At 71.1% G+C, this 22,507-nt stretch carries 20 protein-coding genes and 1 pseudogene; 2 read left to right on the top strand and 19 right to left on the bottom strand.

Annotated elements, in window-relative coordinates:
• Both NH287_RS02340 and NH287_RS02335 read right to left on the bottom strand, forming a co-directional pair.
• Nucleotides 1–1,009, bottom strand: a pseudogene (locus NH287_RS02340) (5-methyltetrahydropteroyltriglutamate--homocysteine S-methyltransferase); the annotation flags it as partial.
• Nucleotides 1,006–1,962 carry a methylenetetrahydrofolate reductase gene (locus NH287_RS02335; RefSeq protein ID WP_253034325.1) on the bottom strand — a complete coding sequence of 319 codons (957 nt, stop codon included), beginning with the start codon at nucleotides 1,960–1,962 and terminating at the stop codon, nucleotides 1,006–1,008. The pseudogene NH287_RS02340 and the gene NH287_RS02335, both read right to left, overlap by 4 nt.
• A 210-nt stretch (nucleotides 1,963–2,172) precedes the next feature.
• On the opposite strand from NH287_RS02335, the gene NH287_RS02330 reads away from it, so the two are divergent.
• Nucleotides 2,173–4,071 (top strand): prolyl oligopeptidase family serine peptidase, encoded by a 1,899-nt coding sequence (locus NH287_RS02330; RefSeq protein WP_253034324.1) that lies wholly within the window; start codon nucleotides 2,173–2,175, stop codon nucleotides 4,069–4,071.
• 12 nt (nucleotides 4,072–4,083) lie between these two features.
• Here the strand turns inward: NH287_RS02330 and hflX are convergent, their stop codons facing one another.
• Complete coding sequence (gene hflX, locus NH287_RS02325) at nucleotides 4,084–5,598, bottom strand: GTPase HflX (RefSeq protein ID WP_253034323.1); 1,515 nt, start codon at nucleotides 5,596–5,598, stop codon at nucleotides 4,084–4,086.
• A gap of 78 nt (nucleotides 5,599–5,676) precedes the next feature.
• Between hflX and NH287_RS02320 the strand changes: the two genes are divergently transcribed.
• Nucleotides 5,677–6,318 (top strand): class I SAM-dependent methyltransferase, encoded by a 642-nt coding sequence (locus tag NH287_RS02320; protein ID WP_217531371.1) that lies wholly within the window; start codon nucleotides 5,677–5,679, stop codon nucleotides 6,316–6,318.
• A 14-nt stretch (nucleotides 6,319–6,332) separates the two neighbouring features.
• Here NH287_RS02320 and dapF read toward each other — a convergent pair whose 3' ends face one another.
• The 16 genes from dapF to NH287_RS02240 form a co-directional block, all read right to left on the bottom strand.
• Nucleotides 6,333–7,199: a diaminopimelate epimerase gene (dapF, locus tag NH287_RS02315; RefSeq protein ID WP_253034322.1), complete on the bottom strand. Its 867-nt coding sequence runs from the start codon at nucleotides 7,197–7,199 to the stop codon at nucleotides 6,333–6,335.
• A 38-nt stretch (nucleotides 7,200–7,237) separates the two neighbouring features.
• Entirely contained in the window at nucleotides 7,238–8,164 is a 927-nt protein-coding gene (gene miaA, locus NH287_RS02310) for a tRNA (adenosine(37)-N6)-dimethylallyltransferase MiaA (RefSeq protein ID WP_253034321.1), read from the bottom strand.
• Between the two features lie 4 nt (nucleotides 8,165–8,168).
• Nucleotides 8,169–9,725: a tRNA (N6-isopentenyl adenosine(37)-C2)-methylthiotransferase MiaB gene (gene miaB / locus NH287_RS02305; protein WP_253034320.1), complete on the bottom strand. Its 1,557-nt coding sequence runs from the start codon at nucleotides 9,723–9,725 to the stop codon at nucleotides 8,169–8,171.
• 48 nt (nucleotides 9,726–9,773) lie between these two features.
• Nucleotides 9,774–10,652 carry an ABC transporter permease gene (locus NH287_RS02300; RefSeq protein ID WP_253034319.1) on the bottom strand — a complete coding sequence of 293 codons (879 nt, stop codon included), beginning with the start codon at nucleotides 10,650–10,652 and terminating at the stop codon, nucleotides 9,774–9,776.
• Nucleotides 10,649–11,569, bottom strand: a complete 921-nt coding sequence (locus NH287_RS02295; protein ID WP_253034318.1) for an ABC transporter ATP-binding protein — start codon at nucleotides 11,567–11,569, stop codon at nucleotides 10,649–10,651. Before NH287_RS02295 ends, NH287_RS02300 begins: the two co-directional genes overlap by 4 nt.
• Nucleotides 11,570–11,652: 83 nt before the next feature.
• A complete protein-coding gene (locus NH287_RS02290; RefSeq protein WP_253034317.1) occupies nucleotides 11,653–12,360 on the bottom strand; it encodes a regulatory protein RecX in 708 nt (235 codons plus the stop codon).
• A 2-nt stretch (nucleotides 12,361–12,362) separates the two neighbouring features.
• A complete protein-coding gene (recA, locus tag NH287_RS02285; RefSeq protein ID WP_253034316.1) occupies nucleotides 12,363–13,421 on the bottom strand; it encodes a recombinase RecA in 1,059 nt (352 codons plus the stop codon).
• 226 nt (nucleotides 13,422–13,647) lie between these two features.
• Nucleotides 13,648–13,869 carry a DUF3046 domain-containing protein gene (locus NH287_RS02280; protein WP_064003189.1) on the bottom strand — a complete coding sequence of 74 codons (222 nt, stop codon included), beginning with the start codon at nucleotides 13,867–13,869 and terminating at the stop codon, nucleotides 13,648–13,650.
• 7 nt (nucleotides 13,870–13,876) lie between these two features.
• Nucleotides 13,877–14,197 carry a helix-turn-helix domain-containing protein gene (locus NH287_RS02275; RefSeq protein WP_064003188.1) on the bottom strand — a complete coding sequence of 107 codons (321 nt, stop codon included), beginning with the start codon at nucleotides 14,195–14,197 and terminating at the stop codon, nucleotides 13,877–13,879.
• A 149-nt stretch (nucleotides 14,198–14,346) separates the two neighbouring features.
• Nucleotides 14,347–14,883, bottom strand: coding sequence for a CinA family protein (locus NH287_RS02270; protein WP_253034315.1), 537 nt, complete (start codon nucleotides 14,881–14,883; stop codon nucleotides 14,347–14,349).
• Nucleotides 14,883–15,449, bottom strand: a complete 567-nt coding sequence (gene pgsA, locus NH287_RS02265) for a CDP-diacylglycerol--glycerol-3-phosphate 3-phosphatidyltransferase (protein WP_217531379.1) — start codon at nucleotides 15,447–15,449, stop codon at nucleotides 14,883–14,885. The genes NH287_RS02270 and pgsA overlap by 1 nt, the downstream gene beginning before the upstream one ends.
• 33 nt (nucleotides 15,450–15,482) lie before the next feature.
• Nucleotides 15,483–18,179, bottom strand: a complete 2,697-nt coding sequence (locus NH287_RS02260; protein ID WP_253034314.1) for a DNA translocase FtsK — start codon at nucleotides 18,177–18,179, stop codon at nucleotides 15,483–15,485.
• Nucleotides 18,180–18,247: 68 nt separating this feature from the next.
• On the bottom strand, nucleotides 18,248–18,739 hold the full coding sequence (locus tag NH287_RS02255) for a GNAT family N-acetyltransferase (protein ID WP_253034313.1): 492 nt from the start codon (nucleotides 18,737–18,739) through the stop codon (nucleotides 18,248–18,250).
• Between the two features lie 21 nt (nucleotides 18,740–18,760).
• Nucleotides 18,761–20,437: a ribonuclease J gene (locus NH287_RS02250; RefSeq protein ID WP_253034312.1), complete on the bottom strand. Its 1,677-nt coding sequence runs from the start codon at nucleotides 20,435–20,437 to the stop codon at nucleotides 18,761–18,763.
• Nucleotides 20,434–21,411, bottom strand: coding sequence for a 4-hydroxy-tetrahydrodipicolinate synthase (gene dapA / locus NH287_RS02245; protein ID WP_253034311.1), 978 nt, complete (start codon nucleotides 21,409–21,411; stop codon nucleotides 20,434–20,436). The genes NH287_RS02250 and dapA overlap by 4 nt, the downstream gene beginning before the upstream one ends.
• 106 nt (nucleotides 21,412–21,517) lie before the next feature.
• Nucleotides 21,518–22,372, bottom strand: coding sequence for a type IV toxin-antitoxin system AbiEi family antitoxin domain-containing protein (locus NH287_RS02240; protein ID WP_253034310.1), 855 nt, complete (start codon nucleotides 22,370–22,372; stop codon nucleotides 21,518–21,520).
• Nucleotides 22,373–22,507: the final 135 nt, after the last annotated feature.

The raw sequence follows: 22,507 nt of genomic DNA, 5'->3' as shown, positions 1-22,507 counted from the left end.
ACGTCGAGGTGCCGACCGCGACGGCCGCGGCGCCGAGGCCGCCGACCGCGTCGAGCACGTCCGCCGCGCCGGCGAGGTCGCCCCGCCAGACGTTCCGGCCGTCGACGACGCCCGCGACGATCACCTTGTCGTCGAGTCCCGCGACGGGCGACGGCACGCCGCCGCGGGTGAGGTCGATCGCGAGGCCCTCGGCGGCGGAGGCGGCGATCGCGCGCCAGGCGGGCTCGGAGAGCGCGCCGTATCCGGCGGCGACCAGGATCTCGGGACGGTCGCCGGAGGCGGTGAGGACGTCGAGTGAGCGGGCGGCGGCGGTCGCGAGCTCGTCGTCCGAGTACCCGAGCGACTGGCTCACGAGGGCCGGCTCGTCGATCTGCACCCATTGCGCCCCTGCGTCGCGGAGAGCGGCGAGCAGCTCGACGTACACGGGCAGCAGGTCGTCGAGCCGGTCCAGCGGGCGCGTGCCGGGGGCCGCGGCATCCGTCCCTTTCGCGAGGGCGAGGAAGGTGACCGGGCCGACGAGCACCGGACGGGTGACGTATCCGTCCGCGACGGCCTCCGCCACCTGCCGCGCGAACCGATCGCTCGAGAGGGCGAACCGCGTCTCGGGGCCGATCTCGGGCACGAGGTAGTGGTAGTTCGTGTCGAACCACTTCGTCATCTCCAGCGGCGCGGCCTCGCCCACGCCGCGGGCGGCGGCGAACAGGGCCGACAGCGGCACCGACCCGTCCTCCGCACGCAGGTGCGCGAACCGCTCGGGAAGGGCGCCGACGGCCGCGGCGACGTCGAGGACCTGGTCGTAGAAGGAGAACGTCTCGGGGATCGACGAGTCACCGCGACCCAGCCCGAGCTCGGCGAGGCGGGCGCGGGTGGTCCGGCGCAGGTCGGCGGCGACGGACTCGAGTCCCGCCTCGTCGAGCGCGCCGCTCCAGTGGGCCTCGACGGCGCGCTTGAGTTCGCGGCGACGGCCGATGCGGGGGTAGCCGAGGATCGTTCCGGGGAAGGCGGTCATGAGGTCTCCTCTGTCGCGGGGATGATGCCCGCCTCGCGCAGGGTGGCGAGGACGGTGTCGTGATTGTTGAAGGCGTAGAGATGGATGCCGGGGGCACCGCCCGCGAGGACGGCCCGGCAGAGATCGGCGGCGTATCGGACACCGATCTCGCGGCGACCGTCGGCGGTGGGCTCGACGTCGAGGTCGACGGCGAGGGTGCCGGGGACCTGCTCGCCCGTCAGCTCGATGACGCGGCGCAGTCGGGAGGGCGAGGTGATCGGCATGATGCCCGGCAGGATCGGGATCTCGACCCCGGCACTGCGGGCGCGGGCGACGAAGGCAAGGTAGTCGTCGGCGTGGAAGAACAACTGGGTGATCGCGAGGGTCGCCCCCGCGGCCTGCTTCGCGAGGAGGGCGTCGATGTGCTCGGCGGGGTACCGCGAGCGCGGGTGGCCGTTGGGGAAGGCGGCGACGGCGATGTCGACGCTCGGCCGCCGCTCGACGCGGGCGGCGCCCGGGACGCCGGGGATGGGCTCCTCGGTGTACGGGGACGTCTCGGCCTGCACGCGGTCGATGAGCTGCACCAGCTGGGCCGCGCTCTCGAGGTCGCCGAGCGCCGCCGCATCCTCTCCGGCTCCCGCCGGCGGATCCCCCCGCAGCGCCAGGAAGGAGCGTATGCCGGCGTCGAGGAACTCGCGGATGAGGGCCGTCGCCTCGGCGTACGAGCTGCCGATGCAGGTCAGGTGCGCCAACGGCTCGACGCGCGTCTCGCGCAGGATGTGCGTGAGCACCTCGAGGGAGCGACCGCCGCCGGAGCCGCCGGCGCCGTAGGTGACGGAGATGAAGGCGGGGTCGACGGCGGCGAGCCGGTCGATCGTCTCGTAGAGGGCGGCGTAGGACGCGTCGCTGCGCGGCGGGTAGACCTCGAACGAGACCGGCACCGTCGTGACCGACGAGGGCTGGATGATCGACATGGCGGTGCTCCGGAGACGGGACGGAAAGGCCTGGCGGCCGCGGACCGCACACACGGGTGCGGGGACATCGCGGGCGGGTGCCGGGCTCGGCTGTCGCTCCGGGCCCGGGGTTCCGGGCCACTGTTGATGCCCTCATGCTGCCACGCGGGTCGGCGCCGTGACGGGCATGTGACGCCCGGTTTCGATCCGGCCGCCGCGTACCGTGGAGCCATGACGACGATCGCCCCCTACGGTTCCTGGATCTCGCCGCTGTCCGCCGCCGACGCGTCTGCTGCGGCCGCGCGGTTCGACGGCGCACGGTACGTCGGCGACGAGATCTGGTGGGGCGAGTCCCTGCCCGACGAGGGCGGCCGGACGACGGTGCGCCGCGCGGCCGACGACGGCACCGCGATCGACGTGCTGCCCGCGCCCTGGAGCGCCCGGTCCCGCGTGCACGAGTACGGCGGTGGGTCGTGGACGACCTCCGACGACGGCCGTCTCTTCTTCGTCGAGAAGACCGACCAGCGCGTCTGGATGCTCGGCCCCGGCGGCGAGCCCGAGGCCCTCACCCCGGTCGACGACCGCGCCCGCCACGGCGGCCTGCGCTGGCAGGCGGGCACCCTGCTGGCCGTCCGCGAGGTCCACGACGACTCCCCCGTCCCCCGCCGGTCGATCGTTGCGATCCCGCTCGCGGGCGGCGAGGTGCGTGAGCTCGTCAGCGGGAGCGACTTCCTCGCTCAGCCCGCCCTGTCGCCCGACGGCCGGCGGCTCGCCTGGGTCGCGTGGGACCACCCGGACATGCCGTGGGACCGCACGCAGGTCCGCGTCGCGGAGCTCGACGACGGCCTCGTGTCGACCTGGCGGACGGTGACGTCGGGCGCGACCGCCGCGCTGCAGCCGGAGTGGGATGCCGCGTGCCGCCTCGTCTTCGTCGACGACCCGACGGGGCGGTGGAACCTCCGCCGCGAGGACGCGGCATCGCCCGAGGGATCCGTGCCGGTCGCACCCGCGGACGCGGACACCGGCGGCGGCCTGTGGGTGCTCGGCGTGCGGTGGTACGCCCCGCTCGCCGACGGCGGATTCGTCGCCGTCCGCACGAACGGTGCCGACGAGGTCGTGCGGATCGGGGCGGACGGCGTCGTCGCCGCGACCGACGTGCCGGCACGATCCCGCGTCGTCGTCGAGGACGTGGCGGGCTCGCGCGCGCTCGTCTCGGGGACGGGCCCTGGGATCACCGGCATCTGGGAGATCACCCCGGACGGACGCGCGCGCCTCGTCCGCGGCACACCCTCGGGTCTGGGCGCGGAGTGGATCCCGCCGGTGCGCCCGCTGACCGTCCCTGGACCGCACGGCGGCGTCCACGCCTACGACCACCCGCCGACGAGCCCGGACTTCGCCGCCCCCGAGGGCGAACTGCCGCCGTACCTCGTCCTCGTGCACGGCGGCCCGACGGCGCACGTCGGCGGCGTCGCCGACAGCCGCATCACCTTCTTCACGAGCCGCGGCATCGGCGTCCTCGAGGTCAACTACGGCGGCTCGACCGGGTACGGACGCGCCTACCGCGAACGATTGCGGGGGCAGTGGGGCGTCGTCGACCGCGACGACGTGGCAGCCGCGGCATCCGGTCTCGCGGCGGAGGGACGAGCGGATGCCGCCCGCATCGCGATCGCCGGTGGTTCCGCCGGCGGGTGGACCGTCCTCGCCGCCCTCGTCGGGACGGACGTGTTCAGCGCGGGCATCTCCCGCTACGGGGTGGGGGATGCGCGGCTGCTGGCGACCGACACCCACGACTTCGAGGCGCGCTACCTCGACGGGCTCATCGGGCCCCTGCCCGAGGCCGAGGCGCTCTACCTCGAACGCTCACCCCTCGGCCACACGGAGGGCTTCCGCGTGCCGGTGCTCCTGCTGCAGGGCGCCGACGACGCGGTGGTGCCGCCGTCGCAGGCCGAAGCGATCCGGGACGCGCTGGCGGACAAGGGCGTGCCCCACGCCTACGTCCTGTACGACGGCGAGGGGCACGGCTTCCGACGGGCGGAGTACGTCATCCACGCGCTCGAGTCCGAACTCGCCTTCCTGGGCGAGGTGTTCGGCTTCGAGACGCCCGGCGTCCCCGCGATCGCGCTCAGCTGACCGCGGGCGCGCTCAGCGGGTGAAGGGCGCGAGCTCCGCGGCGAGTCGCTCCGACACGTGCGCGTGGACGGCGGTGCCGCCCTCCTCGTGGCGCGTCGACAGGATGTGTCCGGACTCGTGGACCGCGTTGACGAGGTCGCCGCGGTCGTACGGCACGAGCGCCCGGACCTCGACGGCCGGCAGCGGCAGCGCGTCCTCGATCGTCGCGCGCAGCTCGGCGACGCCTTCGCCCGTCCGGGACGAGACGAAGTGGGCCTTCGGCTCGAGCCCGCGCAGCACGAGCCGCGTGTCGGGGTCGATGAGGTCGGCCTTGTTGAAGACGACGATCTCGTTCGTCGAGCGAGCGCCCACGTCGCCCATCACGTCGCGCACGGTCGCCAGCTGCGCCGCCGGATCGGGGTGCGACCCGTCGACGACGTGCACGATGACGTCGGCATCGCCGACCTCCTCGAGCGTCGAGCGGAACGCCTCGACCAGCTGGTGCGGCAGGTTGCGGACGAACCCGACGGTGTCGGTGAGCGTGTAGACGCGTCCGTCGGCGGCCTGGGCCCGGCGCACCGTGGCATCCAGGGTCGCGAACAGGGCGTTCTCGACGAGGACACCCGCGCTCGTGAGCTTGTTCAGCAGGCTCGACTTTCCGGCGTTCGTGTACCCCGCGATCGCGACCGAGGGGATCGTGTTGCGCTTGCGCTCGGCGCGCTTGGCGTCGCGGGCGGGCGCGAAGTCGCGGATCTGCCGGCGCAGCATCGCCATGCGGGTGCGGATGCGGCGACGGTCGAGCTCGATCTTCGTCTCACCGGGACCGCGCGAGCCCATACCGGCACCGCCGGCACCGACCTGGCCACCCGCCTGACGGCTCATCGAGTCACCCCACCCGCGCAGGCGCGGGAGGAGGTACTCGAGCTGGGCGAGCTCGACCTGCGCCTTGCCCTCGCGGCTCTTCGCGTGCTGGCTGAAGATGTCGAGGATGACGGTCGTGCGGTCGATGACCTTGACCTTGACGACGTCCTCGAGCGCGCGCCGCTGGCTGGCGGCGAGCTCGGTGTCGGCGATGACGGTGTCGGCGCCGACGGCGACGACGAGGTCGCGCAGTTCCGCGGCCTTCCCGCGGCCGATGTAGGTCGCCGGGTCGGGGTGCGGACGCCGCTGCAGCACGCCGTCGAGGACGACGGCACCGGCGGTCTCGGCGAGCGCCGCGAGCTCGCGCAGCGAGTTCTCGGCATCCTCCGTCGATCCCTGCGGGTAGACGCCCACGAGGACGACGTTCTCGAGGCGCAGCTGCCGGTACTCGACCTCGGTGACGTCCTCGAGTTCGGTCGACAGGCCGGGGACGCGGCGCAGCGCGGCGCGCTCCTCGCGGTCCCATTGCTCGCCGTCGGTGTCGCCGTAGGCGACGGTGCTCTCGTCCTGCAACGCCTGTGCGGCGCCGAACACGCGCACCCCCGAACGCGCTTCGGCGCGCGCGAGCACGCGGTCGACCGGGTCCACCGGTTCGTCCGTCGTGGCAGGGGTGGTGGTGTCTGTCATGTGATCCTTTCGCGGCCTCGCGGCCATCCGTGAACTCTAGCTTCCCGCGCCCGGGACCGCCTCCGCTACGCTCGTCGCATGGGGAGCGACCATTACTTCAGCGCGTCCCCGTCCAGCTCTGAGAACCTCCGCCGCATCCGTGTGTCCCTCGCCGGTCGCGATGTCGAGGTGACGACGGCTGGCGGGGTGTTCAGTCCCGACCACATCGACGGCGGGACGGCGGTGCTCCTGGCGAACACTCCCCCACCACCGGCCGGCGGTCATCTGCTCGACCTCGGATGCGGCTGGGGTCCGATCGCGCTGTCCCTCGCCCTCGACGCCCCGCGCGCCACGGTCTGGGCCGTGGACGTCAACGAGCGGGCTCTCGACCTCGTCCGCCGCAACGCGGAGGAACTCGGCCTCGACAACGTCAACGCCGTACAGCCCGAAGATGTTCCGGAGGGCGTCGCCTTCCGCACGATCCGTTCGAACCCTCCGATCCGGGTGGGTAAGGACGTCCTGCACGGGATGCTCGAGACCTGGATCCCCCGGCTCGCCGAACGCAGCGACGCGTGGCTCGTCGTCCAGCGCAACCTCGGCTCCGATTCGCTGCAGCGCTGGCTCGCCGCCTCGCTGGACCGCGGCTATTCGGTCAGCCGCGCGGCGACCGGACGCGGCTTCCGCGTGTTGAAGGTGCGCCGCCACGGCACGCCCGCGACGGGCACGATCCCGCTCCCCTGACGTCGCCGTCCGGCTCAGGCGAGGGTGATCTCGCCGGAGAAGACGAGGGATGCCGGCCCCGAGAGGAGCACCCGCTCCCCCGCATCCGTCCGGACCACCCGGACGCCCAGGCGACCGCCCCGCACGTCGACGGTCCAACGGTCCGGCGCACCGGTGCCGGCCCAGTGACGGACGGCGAGCGCGGATGCCGCGACCCCCGTCCCGCACGAGAGGGTCTCGCCCACGCCCCGCTCGAACACGCGCATGCGGATGGCGCCGACGCCGTCGGTGACGAGGGGCTCCTCGGGGACGACGAACTCGACGTTCGCGCCGGCGGCGGGCTCAGGGTCGAGGAGCGGCTGCACGGACAGGTCGAGCCCGGCGAGCTCGTCCTCGCTCGAGAGCGCGACGACGACGTGCGGGTTCCCGACGTCGATGCCGAGACCGGGTCGGGCGACCTTGAGCCCGCGGGCGCGGACGAGGACCTCGTCCGCCGTCGGTCGCCACAGGCCCAGGTCGACCTCGAAGCCGTTGTCGGCGAGGGTGACGGTCTTGGTGCCGGCGCGGGTGCCGATCCGGAGGGTCTCGCCCGGCGCGAGCGTCGCGAGCCCGGCGCTGAGCAGGTACTTCACGAAGACGCGGACCCCGTTGCCGCACATCTCGGCGACGGATCCGTCGGCGTTGCGGTAGTCCATGAACCACTCGGCGTCGGGGGTCTGCGCGCCGGCGTCGATGGCCGAGGAGCGCACGACGCGCAACAGCCCGTCACCGCCGATGCCGAAGCGACGATCGGTGAGGGCGGCGATCTGCTCACCGGTCAGGTGCAGGTCGCCGTCGGGATCGGCGACCACGACGAAGTCGTTGCCCGTCCCGTGGCCCTTCGAGAATGCGATCGTCGACACCCGACCAGTCTAGGCGCGGGCAGCGGCACGGACGCCGGTCACGGCGAGTGCGGTGCCGCCGCCACCAGGCGGGCGCCGGGGGTCCCGGCATCCACCCACTGGATCCCGGGGTACCGGCGGAACCACGACACCTGACGGCGGGCGTACCGCCGCGTCAGCGCTTGGGTTTCGGCGATCGCCTCGTCCTCGGTCATCCGACCCGCGAGCTGCGCGAGGGCCTGCGCGTAGCCGATCGCCCGGGGCGCGGTCGGGCCGGACTCGAGTCCCTCCGCACGCAACGTCTCGACCTCGGCGAGCAGACCGTCCCGCCACATCCCGCGCACCCGCTCGTCGAGGCGCTGCACCAGCTCCCCGCGCTCGAGATGCACGCCCACGATCGTCGTGTCGGGATGCCACAGCACGGGCGCGTCCGGCAGCGCGGCGCCATGCGTGTCGGCGCCCTGCAGGAGGACCTCGAGGGCACGGACGACGCGCCTGCCGTTGCGCGGATCGAGACGGTCGGCGGCACCCGGGTCCACCTGTCGGATGCGGGCGAGGAGCGCCTCGGCGCCGTGCGCGTCGAGGTCCGCCTCGAGACGGGTACGCAGGGCGGGATCGCGCGGCGGGAACCGGAAGTCGAAGACGACACTCGAGACGTAGAGGCCAGACCCGCCGACGAGGATCGCGTCGCCGCCGCGGTCGAAGACCCCGCGGATCGCCGCCCGCGCGCGCTCCTGGTAGACCGCGACGGCGACGTCCTCGGTCACGTCGAACTCGTCGAAGAGGTGATGCGGGATGCCGCGACGCTCCGCCTCGGGCAGTTTGGCCGTCCCGATGTCCATGCCGCGGTAGAGCTGCATGGCGTCGGCATTCACGACCTCTGCCGGCCGACCGCGACGGATCAGCTCCTCGGCGATCTCCAGCGACAGCGCGGTCTTGCCGGTGCCGGTCGCGCCGACGATCGCCCACAGGCGCGCCGCGCCCACGGGATCAGAGCCCGGGCGTCGCGGTGCGCAGCGCCGGCAGACCGAGCGAGACCGCGCGGGGCCCCGCCTCCCCCGCCGGGGCGGGCACGCCGCAGGAGTCCGCCTGCGCGCGGTCCCACGCGTCGCCGGCCCGCGTGCGGCGGATGCGCAGCGGCGCGCCGTCGGGGCTGTCGGCGAGCAAGTGGAACGGAGCGGCGTGGGTGATCACCGTCGTGACGACGTCGCCGGGGCGCGGCGTCGGCGATCCGTCGGGAACCTCGAAGTGCACGAGGCGGTTGTCCTCGGCGCGACCGGTCAGGCGGCGGGTCGCGGCATCCTTCTTCCCCTCCCCCGTGGACACGAGCACCTCGACCGTGCGACCGAGCTGGGCCTGGTTCTCCTCGAGGGAGATCCGCTCCTGGAGGGCGACGAGGCGGTTGTACCGCTCCTGCACGACCTCCTTCGGCACCTGGTCGGGCATGGTTGCCGCAGGCGTGCCCTCGCGGATCGAGTACTGGAAGGTGAACGCGCCGGCGAACCGCGCCTGCTCGACGACACGCATCGTGTCCTCGAAGTCCTCGTCGGTCTCGCCGGGGAACCCGACGATGATGTCCGTCGAGATCGCGGCGTGCGGCATCTTCTCGCGCACACGGTCGAGGATGCCGAGGAACCGCTCGCTGCGGTACGAACGACGCATCGCCTTGAGGATGCGGTCCGATCCCGACTGCAGGGGCATGTGCAGCTGCGGCATGACCGCGGGGGTCTCGGCCATCGCGTCGATCACGTCGTCGGTGAAGGCGGCCGGGTGCGGGCTCGTGAAGCGCACCCGCTCGAGACCGGGGATCTCGCCGGCGGCGCGCAGAAGCTTGCTGAAGGCCTGCCGGTCGCCGAACTCGACGCCGTAGCTGTTGACGTTCTGACCGAGCAGGGTGACCTCGATCGCGCCGTCCTCGACGAGCAGCCGGATCTCGTTCAGGATGTCGCCGGGGCGACGATCCTTCTCCTTGCCGCGCAGGCTCGGGACGATGCAGAACGTGCACGTGTTGTTGCAGCCGACCGAAATCGAGACCCAGCCGCTGTGCGCGGAGTCGCGCTTGGTGGGGAGGGTCGAGGGGAACACCTCGAGGGACTCCAGGATCTCGAGCTCTGCCTCGCCGTTGTGGCGGGCACGCTCGAGGAGGCTCGGAAGCGACCCCATGTTGTGGGTACCGAAGACCACGTCGACCCACGGGGCCTTCTGCTGGACGGATTCCTTGTCCATCTGGGCCAGGCACCCGCCGACGGCGATCTGCATGCCGTCGTGCTTGTCCTTGCGGCTCTTGAGGTGACCGAGCGTGCCGTACAGCTTGCCCGCCGCGTTGTCGCGCACCGCGCACGTGTTGATCACGACGACGTCGGCCTCGGTCCCCGTATCGGCGCGCACGTACCCGGCCGACTCGAGCGATCCTGAGAGCCGCTCGGAGTCGTGGACGTTCATCTGGCACCCGAAAGTGCGCACCTCGTACGTGCGAGGACGACCGTCCGCGCCGACGGCGGCATCGGACGGGGCGATGAGGGTGGGGGCAGCGGAAGGGCTGGTCATGATCAGGCCATTCTACGAGCCGCGTCGCGGTGCCGGAGGCGGCGCCGCTCAGCGCAGGAGCGAGCGGATGCGGCCCGCCGAGATCGCGCTGAAGACGACCGCCACAGCCAGCAGGATCGTGACGGCCGCCCACGCGGGCACCGTCGCTGCCCCGACGGCGATGTCGATGCCGTAGAACTCCGACAGGTCGGCGACGGCCTTCGTGTCGCCACCCGTCACCGCCTGGAGCGTGCCCTCCGTGAAGGGGCGCCGCAGCAGCATCGCCCCCTGCGCGAACGGCAGCGCGTTGATGACGTCGGCCACGGTCTCGGGCAGCGAGCCGACCGGGATGTACGAGCCCGCGACGAACCCCAGCACGGTACCCACGACGGTGGAGAACGCGGAGTAGGCCCCGGTCGTCGTGAGGAACGACGCTCCGAAGCACCCGAGCGTCGTGAACGCCGCGCAGCACAGGAGCATCGCGCCGAGCGCGGCCACGATCTGCTCCAGCGGCAGCCAGGTACCGCGGACGAGCCCCAGATGGAGGAGTGTGAGGACGAAGATGATCCCCGACATGAGCACGGCGACGGTGACCGAGGAGATGAGGTAGCCGAGCACGAGGTGCGTTCGCCGGATCGGGGCGACCAGGAAATCGCCGAACCGCCCCGTCGCCCGATCGTCCACGAACACCGAGACGGCGCCGATGCCCGAGGTGACCGTCGTGAGCAGGACGATGCCCGACAGCATCCAACTGTCGACGAACGCCTCGATCTCGCCGCGGCTCGCGCGAGGCAGGGACTGCTCGAGCGCGTCGACCTGCAGGCGCGCGAGGAAGAGCGTGTACAGGAGGAAGAGGATGAGACCGCTCAGCAGCGAGAAGAAGACGTTGAGGCGGTCGCGGAAGAAGAGGGTGAGGTTGCGGCGCACGATGGCCGCGACGATCCTCACGCCGCCTCCTCCGTTTCGTCCCGTCGGCCCGTGAGCGCGAGGAACACGTCGTCCATGCGCCCGTGCCGGAACTCGAAGTCGCGCACGCCGTCGCCTAGGACGGCGAGGATGCGGCGGGCCTGGTCCGCGCCCGCCACGGGGACGACCAGCACCTCGCCGTCACGTTCGACAGTCGCGGGATCGACGTCGGGATGGGCGAGCACGGCCGCGGGGTCGTCGGTCGTCACAGTGAGGATGCTGCGGCTGAACCGGGCGCGCAACTCGGTCGGCGTCCCCTCGGCCACGATGCGGCCCGCGTCGATGATGCTGACCTGATCGGCTTCCTCGGTCTCCTCCATGTAATGGGTCGTGAGGAAGACGGTGAGTCCCCGCTCGTGGCGGAGTCTGCCGATCGCGGCCCAGACCGCGACGCGGCTGGCAGGGTCGAGGCCCGCCGTCGGTTCGTCGAGGAAGAGGATCGCCGGCTCGTGAAGAAGGGCGCGCGCGATGTCCGCGCGGCGGCGCTGACCGCCGGACAGCCGTCCGTACGGGCGCCCGAGGACGTCCTCGAGCTCGATCAGCTCGGACAGTTCGGACAGACGCACACCGAAGCGCCCGCGGGACACGCCCGACAGGGTCGCTCGCAGGGCGAGGTTCTCCCGCACCGTGAGGCCGTCGTCGAGGAGCGAGCGTTGGAAGACGACGCCGATCTCGGAGCGCACCGCCTCACCGTCGGCCGCCAGGTCCCGGCCGGCCACCCGCACGCGACCCGCGTCGGCCCGGAGCAGCGTCGTGAGGCATCCGATCGTCGTCGACTTGCCCGCGCCGTTGGCGCCGAGGAAGGCGAACAGCTGGCCGTCGGGGACGGTCAGCGAGATCCCGTCCACCGCCCGCACCGCCCGGTACGACTTGACGAGTCCCTCGACCTCGATCGCCACAGCACGCCCTCTCCGTCGTGCGATGCGCACGTGGGGCCGAGTCTGTCAGACGAGGCCGCACGACGGCACCGTCGACACGGGAGTCACGGCTCGAAACGAACCCCGCTCCGTGGAGGCGCGCTGAGCTCATCCAGCGCCTGACGCGCCACCGACAGCGCGACGGCGCCGTACCCCCGTCGGGCGAGCTGCCCCGCCAACCGCCGCAGCGCGGCATCCCGCTCCACACCCATCAGTCCGCGCGCCTTGGTACGGGCGAACTCGAGAGCGCGCTCGGCCTCGTCGTCGGGAAGCTGTGCGAGCGCCTCGTCGACGACCTCTCGCGGGATTCCTCGCTGCGAGAGCGTCTGCGCGATGGCCTGACGACCCTGAGCCTTGCGCGAGGTCGCCTTGTCGATCAGCTGCTCCGCCAGGGCGGCGTCGTCGAGGTACCCCAACGAGAGAAATCTGTCGATGATGCCCTCGGATGCGGCCTCATCGAGGTCGTGCTCTCGGAGAGCCGATCGCGCCTCCCGGACGGACAGCGACCGCGTGCGGAGTTTTCGCAGCAGCGTCCGCTCCGCCGCCGCGGCGGCCTCATCTTCCTCGGCGGGGACGACCACGGGAAGGGTCCCCGTCGCCGGATGGGCGGCACGCGCGGCCCGCTCCGATTCCGATCGCTCGCCGATCCACGTCGCATGCCACGGCTGGGCCTCGGTATCGCCGGAGGATACGGATGAGCGCTCGACCCGCTGTCCGAAGAGGGGGATGACGGGGGCGAGCGAGTCGCGCTCGCCCCCGTTCCGGTCCGTCATGATCAGGCCGGGCGGCGAGCCGCCAGCTCGTCGGGCGTCGCGGCATCCGCTTCAGCCTGCTTGGGCTGACCGATGCCGAGCTTCTGCTTGATCTTGGTCTCGATCTCGGCTGCCACATCGGTGTTCTTCAGCAGGAAGTTGCGGGAGTTCTCCTTGCCCTGACCGAGCTGCTCGCCCTCGTACGTGTACCACGCACCCGACTTCTTGACGATGCCGTGCTCGACGCCGAAGTCGATGAGGCTGCCCTCGCGGGAGATCCCGACACCGTAGAGGATGTCGAACTCCGCCTGCTTGAAGGGAGGCGCCATCTTGTTCTTGACGACCTTCACACGTGTGCGGTTGCCCACGGCCTCGGAGCCGTCCTTCAGCGTCTCGATGCGACGGATGTCGAGGCGGACGGACGCGTAGAACTTGAGCGCCTTACCGCCGGCGGTGGTCTCGGGCGAACCGAAGAACACACCGATCTTCTCGCGGAGCTGGTTGATGAAGATCGCGGTCGTCTTCGTCTGGTTCAGACCACCCGTGATCTTGCGGAGGGCCTGCGACATGAGGCGCGCCTGGAGACCCACGTGGGAGTCACCCATCTCACCCTTGATCTCGGCCTCGGGGACGAGCGCGGCGACGGAGTCGATGACGACGAGGTCGATGGCGCCGGAGCGGATCAGCATGTCGGCGATCTCGAGCGCCTGCTCACCCGTGTCGGGCTGCGAGACGAGCAGGGCGTCGATGTCGACGCCCAGCTTCTCGGCGTAGGCGGGGTCGAGGGCGTGCTCGGCATCGATGAAGGCGGCGATGCCACCGGCGCGCTGCGTGTTCGCGATCGCGTGCAGCGTCAGCGTCGTCTTACCCGAGGACTCCGGACCGTAGATCTCCACGACACGTCCGCGGGGGATGCCGCCGATGCCGAGCGCGACGTCGAGCGCGATGGAACCGGTCGGGATGACCTCGACGGGAGCGCGCTCGTCGCTGCCCAGTCGCATGATCGATCCTTTGCCGAACTGGCGATCGATCTGGGCGAGGGCCGATTCGAGGGCCTTCTCGCGGTCGGCAGGTGATGGCATGTCGTGCTCCTTCGTGCTCGCGGTTCCGTCGCCCGTAGGCTGTCGCGATCGTCACCGACGGTTCGGATTCTGCGACAGGGCGGGGGTGTCATCTGACGTCGTTCACGTTAGGAGGACCCTCCGACATCCATCTGCCGGCGCCTGCTTCCGTGGATGACGTCTCTACGACACCCGCTGTGAAGGAGACTACGCCCGTATCGAACGCATCTTCGATACGACACGCCGGTCAGCGGCGGGGATCGAGCCGTCCTGCCCCGTGTCGGCGGGCGACGGGGACGTCGGTCTCCGCGCAGAGCGCGTACCAGACCTCGCGAGGCGGGACGCCGGCGTCCAGCGCTTCGCGCGCGGTCTTGTTACCCACGGCGGAGAGCACCAGATCCGAGACGAGGGCGGACCCCCCGGCACCGAACTCGTCCGAGACGGCGCGATCGAACTCGCTGTGACGCATCGAGCGGTCAGCGCAGCGACAGCTCGGGAGCGGGGACGTCCTCTCCCAGCGACGCGAGGTCGTCCGGGACGACGTCGCTCAGCGAGTGCAGGCCCTCCAGCACGGAGATGCGCTCGCCCACCTCGCGCATGATGGCGGAGATCGGCACATCCAGTGCCTCGGCGACGGCGGCGAGGATCTCGCTCGACGCCTCCTTCTGCCCGCGCTCGACTTCGCTCAGGTAGCCGAGGGCCACACTGGCCTTGCCGGACACCTGGCGGAGGGTGTGACCCTTCTGCAGACGGAAGTCGCGGAGGACGTCACCGATCTCTTGACGAACCAGGATCATGCGTGGGCCCTCCCTCTGCTGCGATCCACCGAATCCCTTGCGGGGGAACCACGGTACAACACGTTCGATGTCACCCTAGACCCCGAGCGCTGGGGAATGGATGGGAATCACCGAGACGTAACGTGCACGGAACAAGCGCTATTCCCGCCTCAGAGAGCGTCGACGGCGAGCGTGATCGCACGGGCTGCCGCAGCCGTGCGGATCTCGTCCCGGTCGCCCTCCAACAGGAGCGACTCGACCCGCGAACCGAGGGGCGTGGAGACGGCGATGTGCACCGTTCCCACCGGCTGCCCGTCCGACGACACCGGGCCTGCGATCCCCGTCGTGGCGATGCCGACGTCGGCGGGCTCGGCGCCGCCGACGGTGCGGCGGACGCCGTCCGCCATCTGGCGCGCCACCCGCGGATGCACGGGACCGTGGGCCTCGAGGAGGGTCGCGTCGACACCGAGGAGCCGCTCCTTCAGATCGGTGGCGTAGGCGACGACGCCGCCGCGGAAGACGGCCGACGCACCCGACACCGAGACGACGGATGCCGCGACGAGGCCGCCCGTGAGCGACTCGGCGACACCGAGGGTCCACCCCAGTTCCTTCAGTCGCTCGACGAGCCGCTCGGACTCGGAGCGGGGTCCGCTGGCGACCGCGGTCTGCTCGAGCTCCTCGGGGAGTTCGCTGGGCGTCCGGTGCATCATGGCTTCCTCGAGGTGCGGGAGCGGAGCGCGGTGACGACGTAGTCGATCCCGCTGGCGACGGTCAGGACGACGGCCACGCTCATCGTGATCGTGTTGACGACGTGGATCCACTCCCCCACGACCGTCCAGAGCGGTAGGAGGGCGAGCGAGAGGGCGACGGCCTGCGCGACCGTCTTCAGCTTGCCCATCCAGGCGGCCGCCACCACGTGGTCGGTGGCCACGACGAGGCGGTGCACCGTGATCCCGAGTTCGCGCACGAGGACGAGGACGACGACCCAGACGGGCAGTTCCCCGAGGATGGACAGCGACACGAAGGCGGCGCCGGTCAGCACCTTGTCGGCGATCGGATCGAGCAGCTTGCCGAGGTCCGTCACGATGTCGTGCTTGCGGGCGAGATACCCGTCGATGCCGTCCGTCGCGATCGCGACGATGAACAGCACCGCCGCCCACCACCGGAGCGGGCCGTCCGAGCCGCCGTCGGCGAGGAGCATCCAGACGAACACCGGCGCGCACAGGATGCGCAGGATCGTGATGGCGTTCGGGAGCTGCCGCGGGATCGTCACGGTCCGAGCCTATCGAGCCGCGGACACCCGACCTCAGTCGCGGCCCGTGAGACCCCAGGCATCCTCATCGCCCTCGGACTCGACGACCTCGTAGCCCTCGAACTGCTGCGTCACCGCGTCGGGCCCGTACGGGTCGGCCGCAGGAGTCGACACGGGCGTCGCGTCCGCCGGAGGCTCCTCGCCGCGGAGGCGGGCGAGGACGGCGGGCAGCTCGTCGGGGGTGACGAGCACGTCGCGGGCCTTGGAACCCTCGGAGGGACCGACGATCTCGCGCGCCTCGAGGAGGTCCATGAGGCGACCCGCCTTCGCGAAGCCGACCCGGAGCTTGCGCTGCAGCATCGACGTCGACCCGAACTGGGTCGTGATGATCTGCTCGGCGGCGGCGAGGAGCAGCTCGAGGTCGTCACCGATGTCGGCGTCGATCTCCTTCTTCTCGACGATCGCCTCGACGTCCTTGCGGTACTCGGGACGCGCCTGGTTCTTGACGTGCGCGACGACCTTCTCGATCTCCTTCTCGGCGACCCACGCGCCCTGGACGCGCACGGCCTTCGAGGCCCCCATCGGGAGGAAGAGGCCGTCGCCCTGTCCGATGAGGCGGTCGGCGCCGGGCTGGTCGAGGATGACGCGCGAGTCGGTGACGCTCGTCACCGCGAACGCGAGACGGGACGGGACGTTCGCCTTGATCAGACCCGTCACGACGTCGACCGACGGCCGCTGCGTCGCGAGGACGAGGTGGATGCCGGAGGCACGGGCCAACTGCGTGATGCGGACGATCGAGTCCTCGACGTCGCGGGGAGCGACCATCATGAGGTCCGCGAGCTCGTCGACCACGACCAGCAGGTAGGGATAGGGCTTTAGGACGCGCTCGCTGCCGGCGGGGAGCTGGATCTCGCCCGCCACGACGGCGCGGTTGAAGTCGTCGATGTGACGGAATCCGAACGACGCGAGGTCGTCGTACCGCATGTCCATCTCCTTCACGACCCACTGCAGCGCTTCGGCAGCCTTCTTGGGGTTCGTGATGATGGGCGTGATGAGGTGCGGCACGCCGGCGTACGAGGTGAGCTCCACCCGCTTGGGGTCGATGAGCACCATGCGGACGTCCGACGGCTTCGCGCGCATCAGCAGACTCGTGATCATCGAGTTCACGAAGCTCGACTTGCCCGAGCCGGTCGATCCCGCGACCAGGAGGTGGGGCATCTTGGCGAGGTTCGCGACGACGTAGCCGCCGCCGACGTCCTTCCCGATGCCGATCGTCATGGGATGCGTCGCCTGCTGCGCGTTGGGCGAGCGCAGGACGTCGCCGAGCGTGACGATCTCGCGGTCGGTGTTGGGGATCTCGACACCGATCGCGCTCTTGCCCGGAATCGGGGCGAGGATGCGGACCTCGTTGGAGGCGACGGCGTAGGCGATGTTGTTGGTGAGCGCGGTGATGCGCTCGACCTTGACCCCGGACCCCAGAGCGATTTCATACTGGGTCACGGTCGGGCCGCGCGAGAAGCCGGTCACCTTCGCGTCGATGGAGAACTGCTCGAAGACGCCCATGATGGCGCGGACCATCGCGTCGTTCGCCTCGGAGCGCGCCTTGTGCGGCGTGCCGGCGGCGAGCGCGTCGGCGGACGGCAGCCGGTAGTCCGCGGCATCCGGGTCGACGGAGTCGAGATTCGCGGCCACGAAGTCTGGCAGCGGCGGGACGGGCGGCACGTCCCCGGCCGCGGCGTCGCGTTTGCGGCCCGGCGTGCGAGGCGCGGCGGGCGCGATGATCTCCGTCACGGCATCCGGCATCACCTCGGGCGTCGGCGTCGTCACCGGGTTGTCGAAGCTGCCGTCGCCGCTGGCCTCGAGGAGCGCCGTCAGGTCGTCGGCGCCCAGTCCGCCGTCGGCGTCCTCTTCGCGGCCGGACTTGTTGCGCCGCCACCAGGGCAGCGACTCGCCCTCGTCCTCGGGTGCGTCGAAGGCGACCGTCGGTCCGGTCCGCCCCTGGGACGGGGCGTCGTCGGCCTCGGAGCGCTCGGCGCCGAACATCCAGGCGTACAGGTCGCCGAGGCGCCGCCCGATGCGGTTCGGCGGTGTCTTGGTGAGGATGAGGACGCTGAGGAACGCGAGCAGGCCCAGCACGATGCCGGCCCCGATCTCGGAGAGCACCGTCAACGGCTCGCCGATGGCCCACCCGAAGAGGCCGCCCGCGGCGCTCAGTGCGGCGAGGCCCTCGCTCGGCTGCGGTCGGTCGGCGACGACGTGGCAGAAACCGGCGACCGCGAGGATGAACAGGCCCGCGCCGATGCCGATCCGGCCGTTGTCGTGGACGGAGGGCGGATGCCGGAAGAGCCACCCCGCGAGCAGGAGCAGGATGACGGGGAAGACGAACGCCTCGCGCCCGATGAGCGCACCCACGGTGTAGGCGCTGATGTTGGTGCCGACCTCGGTCCCGATGAGGAACCACTCGACGACGGCGCCGGCGATCGCCATGAGGACGAGGAGGAACGGGAACCCGTCGCGCCGCTGGTCCTTCTCGAGCGATTCGGAGCCGAAGGCGCGGAACATGCCGCCCGCCACGTGCGCGAGCCCCAGCCAGGCGCGGACCAGGACCGGGGGACGCTCGACGTCGTCGACGTACCGCTTCGGGGCCGGTTCGGCCTTTCGACGAGGCGTGGGCTCGGCTTTCTTCGCGCGCGCCGAGGAGCCCGACGCGGAGGCGCGGGGTTTGCTGGCCGGACTGCTGCTCCTGGGCATACCTTCCACGGTAGGCGCGAGGACCGACATGTGCCCGGATTGACGCGACCCCTCGCCCGTATCCGCGGTCAGCCGAGGCGCATGACCATCGTGTCGCGGCCGAACCCGCTGCGCGTGACCGCGAACCCCTCGCCCCGGTAGAGGACCTGGGCGAAGTTCCCCCGCTCGACGGACAGGCAGATGCGCGCGCGGCCCTCGGTACGGGCCTCCTCGCACAGTCGCCGCAGGAGCGCACGCCCGACGCCGTGCGAACGCCACAGCGGTTTCACCCCGATGATGAGCTCGGGCACCCCTGTGCCGACGTACCCGAAGCCGGGATCGTTCGGCGGCATCGTCCGGTACCACGCGGCCCCGATCTGTTCCGCGCCGGCGACGGCGACGAACCCGACGTCACCGGGCCGCATCCACCCCGACAGGTACCTGCTGTAGTCGGGATGCGACAGGATCTCGTGTCGCGGGCGCGCCGCACCGGGCCGCCAGTTGGCGGCCTCGACGACCATGTCGCCGAGGAACACCCCGTCCGCCTGAACGGCCGGGCGCAGCGACCACGACTCGGGCATGCCCGAATGGTAGCGGCCTCGTCAGGCTTCGATCACCATGGGGACGATCATCGGCCGGCGACGCAGCGACTGGTTGACCCAGCGCCCGATCGTGCGGCGCACGACCTGCTGCAGGGCGTGCTGGTCGCGGACACCCGACTGGGCGGCGTCGGTGAGCGCCTGGGCGATCTTCGGCTTCACGGAGTCGAACACCGCATCGTCCTCCGCGACACCGCGCGCGTGGATCTCGGGACCCGTGACGATACGGCCGGTCGCGGCATCCACCACGACGATGACGGAGATGAACCCCTCCTCGCCCAGGATGCGACGGTCCTTCAGGTCGGCGTCCGTGATCTCGCCGACGGACGACCCGTCGACGTACACGAAGCCGAGGTCGAGCTGACCCACGACACGAGCCACCCCGTCCTTCAGGTCGATGACGGTGCCGTTCTCGGCGAGGATCGTGTTCTCGGCGGGGATGCCGCTGTCCTGCGCGAGCTTGGCGTTCGCCATGAGGTGGCGGTACTCGCCGTGGACGGGCAGGACGTTCTTCGGCTTCAGGATGTTGTAGCAGTAGAGGAGCTCACCGGCGGCGGCGTGGCCCGAGACGTGGACCTTCGCGTTCGCCTTGTGCACGACGTTCGCCCCGAGCTTGGTCAGCCCGTCGATCACGCGGTACACGGCGTTCTCGTTGCCCGGGATGAGGCTCGAGGCCAGGATGACCGTGTCGCCCTCGCCCGGCTCGATCGCGTGGTCGAGGTTCGCCATCCGCGACAGCACGGCCATCGGCTCGCCCTGCGAACCCGTCGACATGTAGACGATGCGGTCGTCGGGCAGGTCCTTGGCCTTCTTGTAGTCGATCAGCACGCCGTCGGGGACGTGGAGGTAGCCGAGCTGCTCGGCGATCGTCATGTTGCGGACCATCGACCGGCCGAGGAACGCGACCCGCCGGCCGTGCGCGGCGGCAGCGTCGATGACCTGCTGGACGCGGTGGACGTGGCTCGAGAAGCTCGCGACGATGACGCGGCGCGGTGCCTTGCCGATCACCTGATCGAGCACCGGCCCGATGGCGCGCTCGAGCGGGGTGAAGCCGGGGACGTCGGCGTTCGTGGAGTCGACGAGGAAGAGGTCGACCCCCTCCTCGCCGAGACGGGCGAACGCGCGGAGGTCCGTGAGGCGACCGTCGAGCGGCAGCTGGTCCATCTTGAAGTCGCCCGTCGCGAGGACGAGGCCCGCGGGGGTGCGGATGCCGACGGCCAGCGCATCCGGGATGGAGTGGTTGACCGCGACGAACTCGAGGTCGAAGGGCCCCACCTGCTCGCGCTGCCCCTCCTTGACCGTGAGCGTGTACGGCTTGATCCGGTGCTCCTTGAGCTTCGCCTCGACGAGCGCGAGGGTCAGCTGCGACCCGATGAGGGGGATGTCGCCCTTGCGCTTGAGGAGGTAGGGCACCGCTCCGATGTGATCCTCGTGACCGTGCGTGAGGACGACGCCGACGATGTCGTCGAGCCGGCCGCGGATCGCCTCGAAGTCGGGCAGGATCAGGTCGACGCCGGGCTGGTGCTCCTCGGGGAAGAGCACGCCGCAGTCGACGATGAGCAGCTTGCCGTCGAACTCGAAGACCGTCATGTTGCGGCCGACCTCACCGAGTCCGCCGACGGGGGTCACCCGGAGCGTGCCGGGAGCGAGCGCCTCAGGCGCTGAGACGGTCGTGCTCATCGAGTTGTTCCATGCACCTTCGGGAGGGCGCCGCCGGCGGCGGCGTTGCGGTCGGGGCGGAAGTTGGAGAAGTCGGCACCGTCGACATCCTTCACGAGGGCGAGTTCGTCCTCGATGAGGGCGGCTTCCCACTCCTCCGGCCCGACGAGCGGCAGACGCACGCGCGGGCTGGAGATGCGGCCGAGTCCGTGGAGGATGTACTTCGCACTCACGGTGCCCGGGACGTGGGTCATCACGGCGCGGACGAGGGGTTCGAGCTTCTGGTGCGCGGCGGTCGCGGTCTTCAGGTCGCCCTGGTTCACGGCATCCACGATCACGCGGTACGGCGCGGACGTGATGTTGGCGGTCACACCGATGAGTCCGGCGGCGCCGATCGACAGGTGCGGCAGGACGTTCGCGTCGTCGCCGGAGAAGTAGAGCAGGTCGGTCTGGTTGAGGACACGGCTGACCTCGCTGAAGTCACCCTTGGCGTCCTTCACCGCGAGGATGTTGGGATGCTTGGCGAGGCGCAGAATCGTCTCGTAGGTGATCGGGACACCCGTGCGCCCGGGGATGTCGTAGAGGATGACGGGCAGGTCCGTCGCGTCGGCGACGAGGCGGAAATGCGTCAGGATGCCGGCCTGGGTGGGCTTGTTGTAGTACGGCGTGACGATCATGATGCCGTCCGCGCCGGCCTTCTCGCTCGCCTTGTAGAGCTCGATCGCGTGAGCGGTCTCGTTGGAGCCGCCGCCCGTGATGATCTTCGCGCGCCCCGAGGACACGGACTTGCCCACTTCGACGAGCTTCAGCTTCTCGGCATCCGTCAGCGTGCTGGTCTCACCGGTCGTGCCGGTCACGACGATGCCGTCGGCGCCGCCGGTGATGACGTCGTCGATGTGCTTCTCGACCGCGGGCCAATCGACCTCGCCGTCGGCCGTCATCGGAGTGACGAGCGCGACGAGCACCTGACCGAACGGATTGGCGGAGTGCGTCATGGTTCCCAGGGTACCGGTCGGGGTCCGTCGGTCGTGCGGGGTGGTGGTGACAGATGCACGATCCGTGGGATGGGTGTCTTCTCGATCTCTCGGGCCTTTGTCTCCGTCACCGCTGCTCGTGCATCCGTCGCCGACTGCGAGCGAGGGTGCCGAGGATCGCGCGCTCGACTCGGGGCCAGTCGTGGACGATGAGGGCGTAGTCGAACCGCAGCGTCTCGTACCCCGCAGCGGCGGCTTCGGCATCCCGCACGAGGTCGCGGTGCCGCTGAGCGGGGCCGTCGTGGTTCAGCCGCCCGTCGACTTCCAGGATGATCCGACCCGCGAGGACGAAGTCCACCCTGCCGACACCCGCGACGAGGACCTGGGACTCCAGACGGATGCCGAGACGCGACAGCCGCAAGCGGAGGAGAGATTCGATCCCACTCTCGGCGTCCGGGCGGGCGATGTCGACGAGGTGTCGGAACCGCGCAGGGATGCCCTGCCGCACGAGCGCCCGGTCGGACCCGGTCAGGAGACCGAGGTGCCAGGCGGACTCGAATGCCGCGAAGAATCCCTCGGCTCCGAGGCAGCGGACGGACTGGATGAGGGCGTGCACGACCGAGACCACACCGAAAGCGGCTCGGCCCTCGTCCCGGTGGGTCGTGCATCGGCATCCGTCGTGAGGATGGACACGCGCGTCCGGCCCCACCCAGACGTGCAGGCCGACCGGATGCTCGAGTACCCAGACACCATGGTGGCGCAGCGCGGAGGCGCAGCACAGCTCGCCCCCGTGCGCGGCCGCGAGCCGGGTCGACGCATCTACCTCGGGCACCGCGTACACGCCGTTCCGGACGCGGACCAGGGCGCCGCGATCCGCTGCACGGATGAGTTGTGCCCGCGTCGCCCCTCGGCGACACAGCTGCGCAGACCTCGCGATACCGCCGAGGACGCGGACGTGATGGGCGACTGTCGCGGCATCCATCCGTCGAGCCTCGTCGCCTACGGCACTGCAGGGTCCCCGCAGCCGCGGCTTCGCGGAGAGCGAGTTCGTGCGGCGTTCTGTGGAGAGTGCGACGGATGCGCGATCGGTGGGGACCTCGTCGCCCAAATCGGCCGT

This window comes from Microbacterium sp. CnD16-F (genome assembly GCF_024124465.1).
Classification (GTDB): Bacteria; Actinomycetota; Actinomycetes; order Actinomycetales; family Microbacteriaceae; genus Microbacterium; species Microbacterium gawkjiense.
The sequence above is the reverse complement of the archived record's forward strand: the minus strand, read 5'-3'. Positions and strand labels throughout refer to the sequence as shown.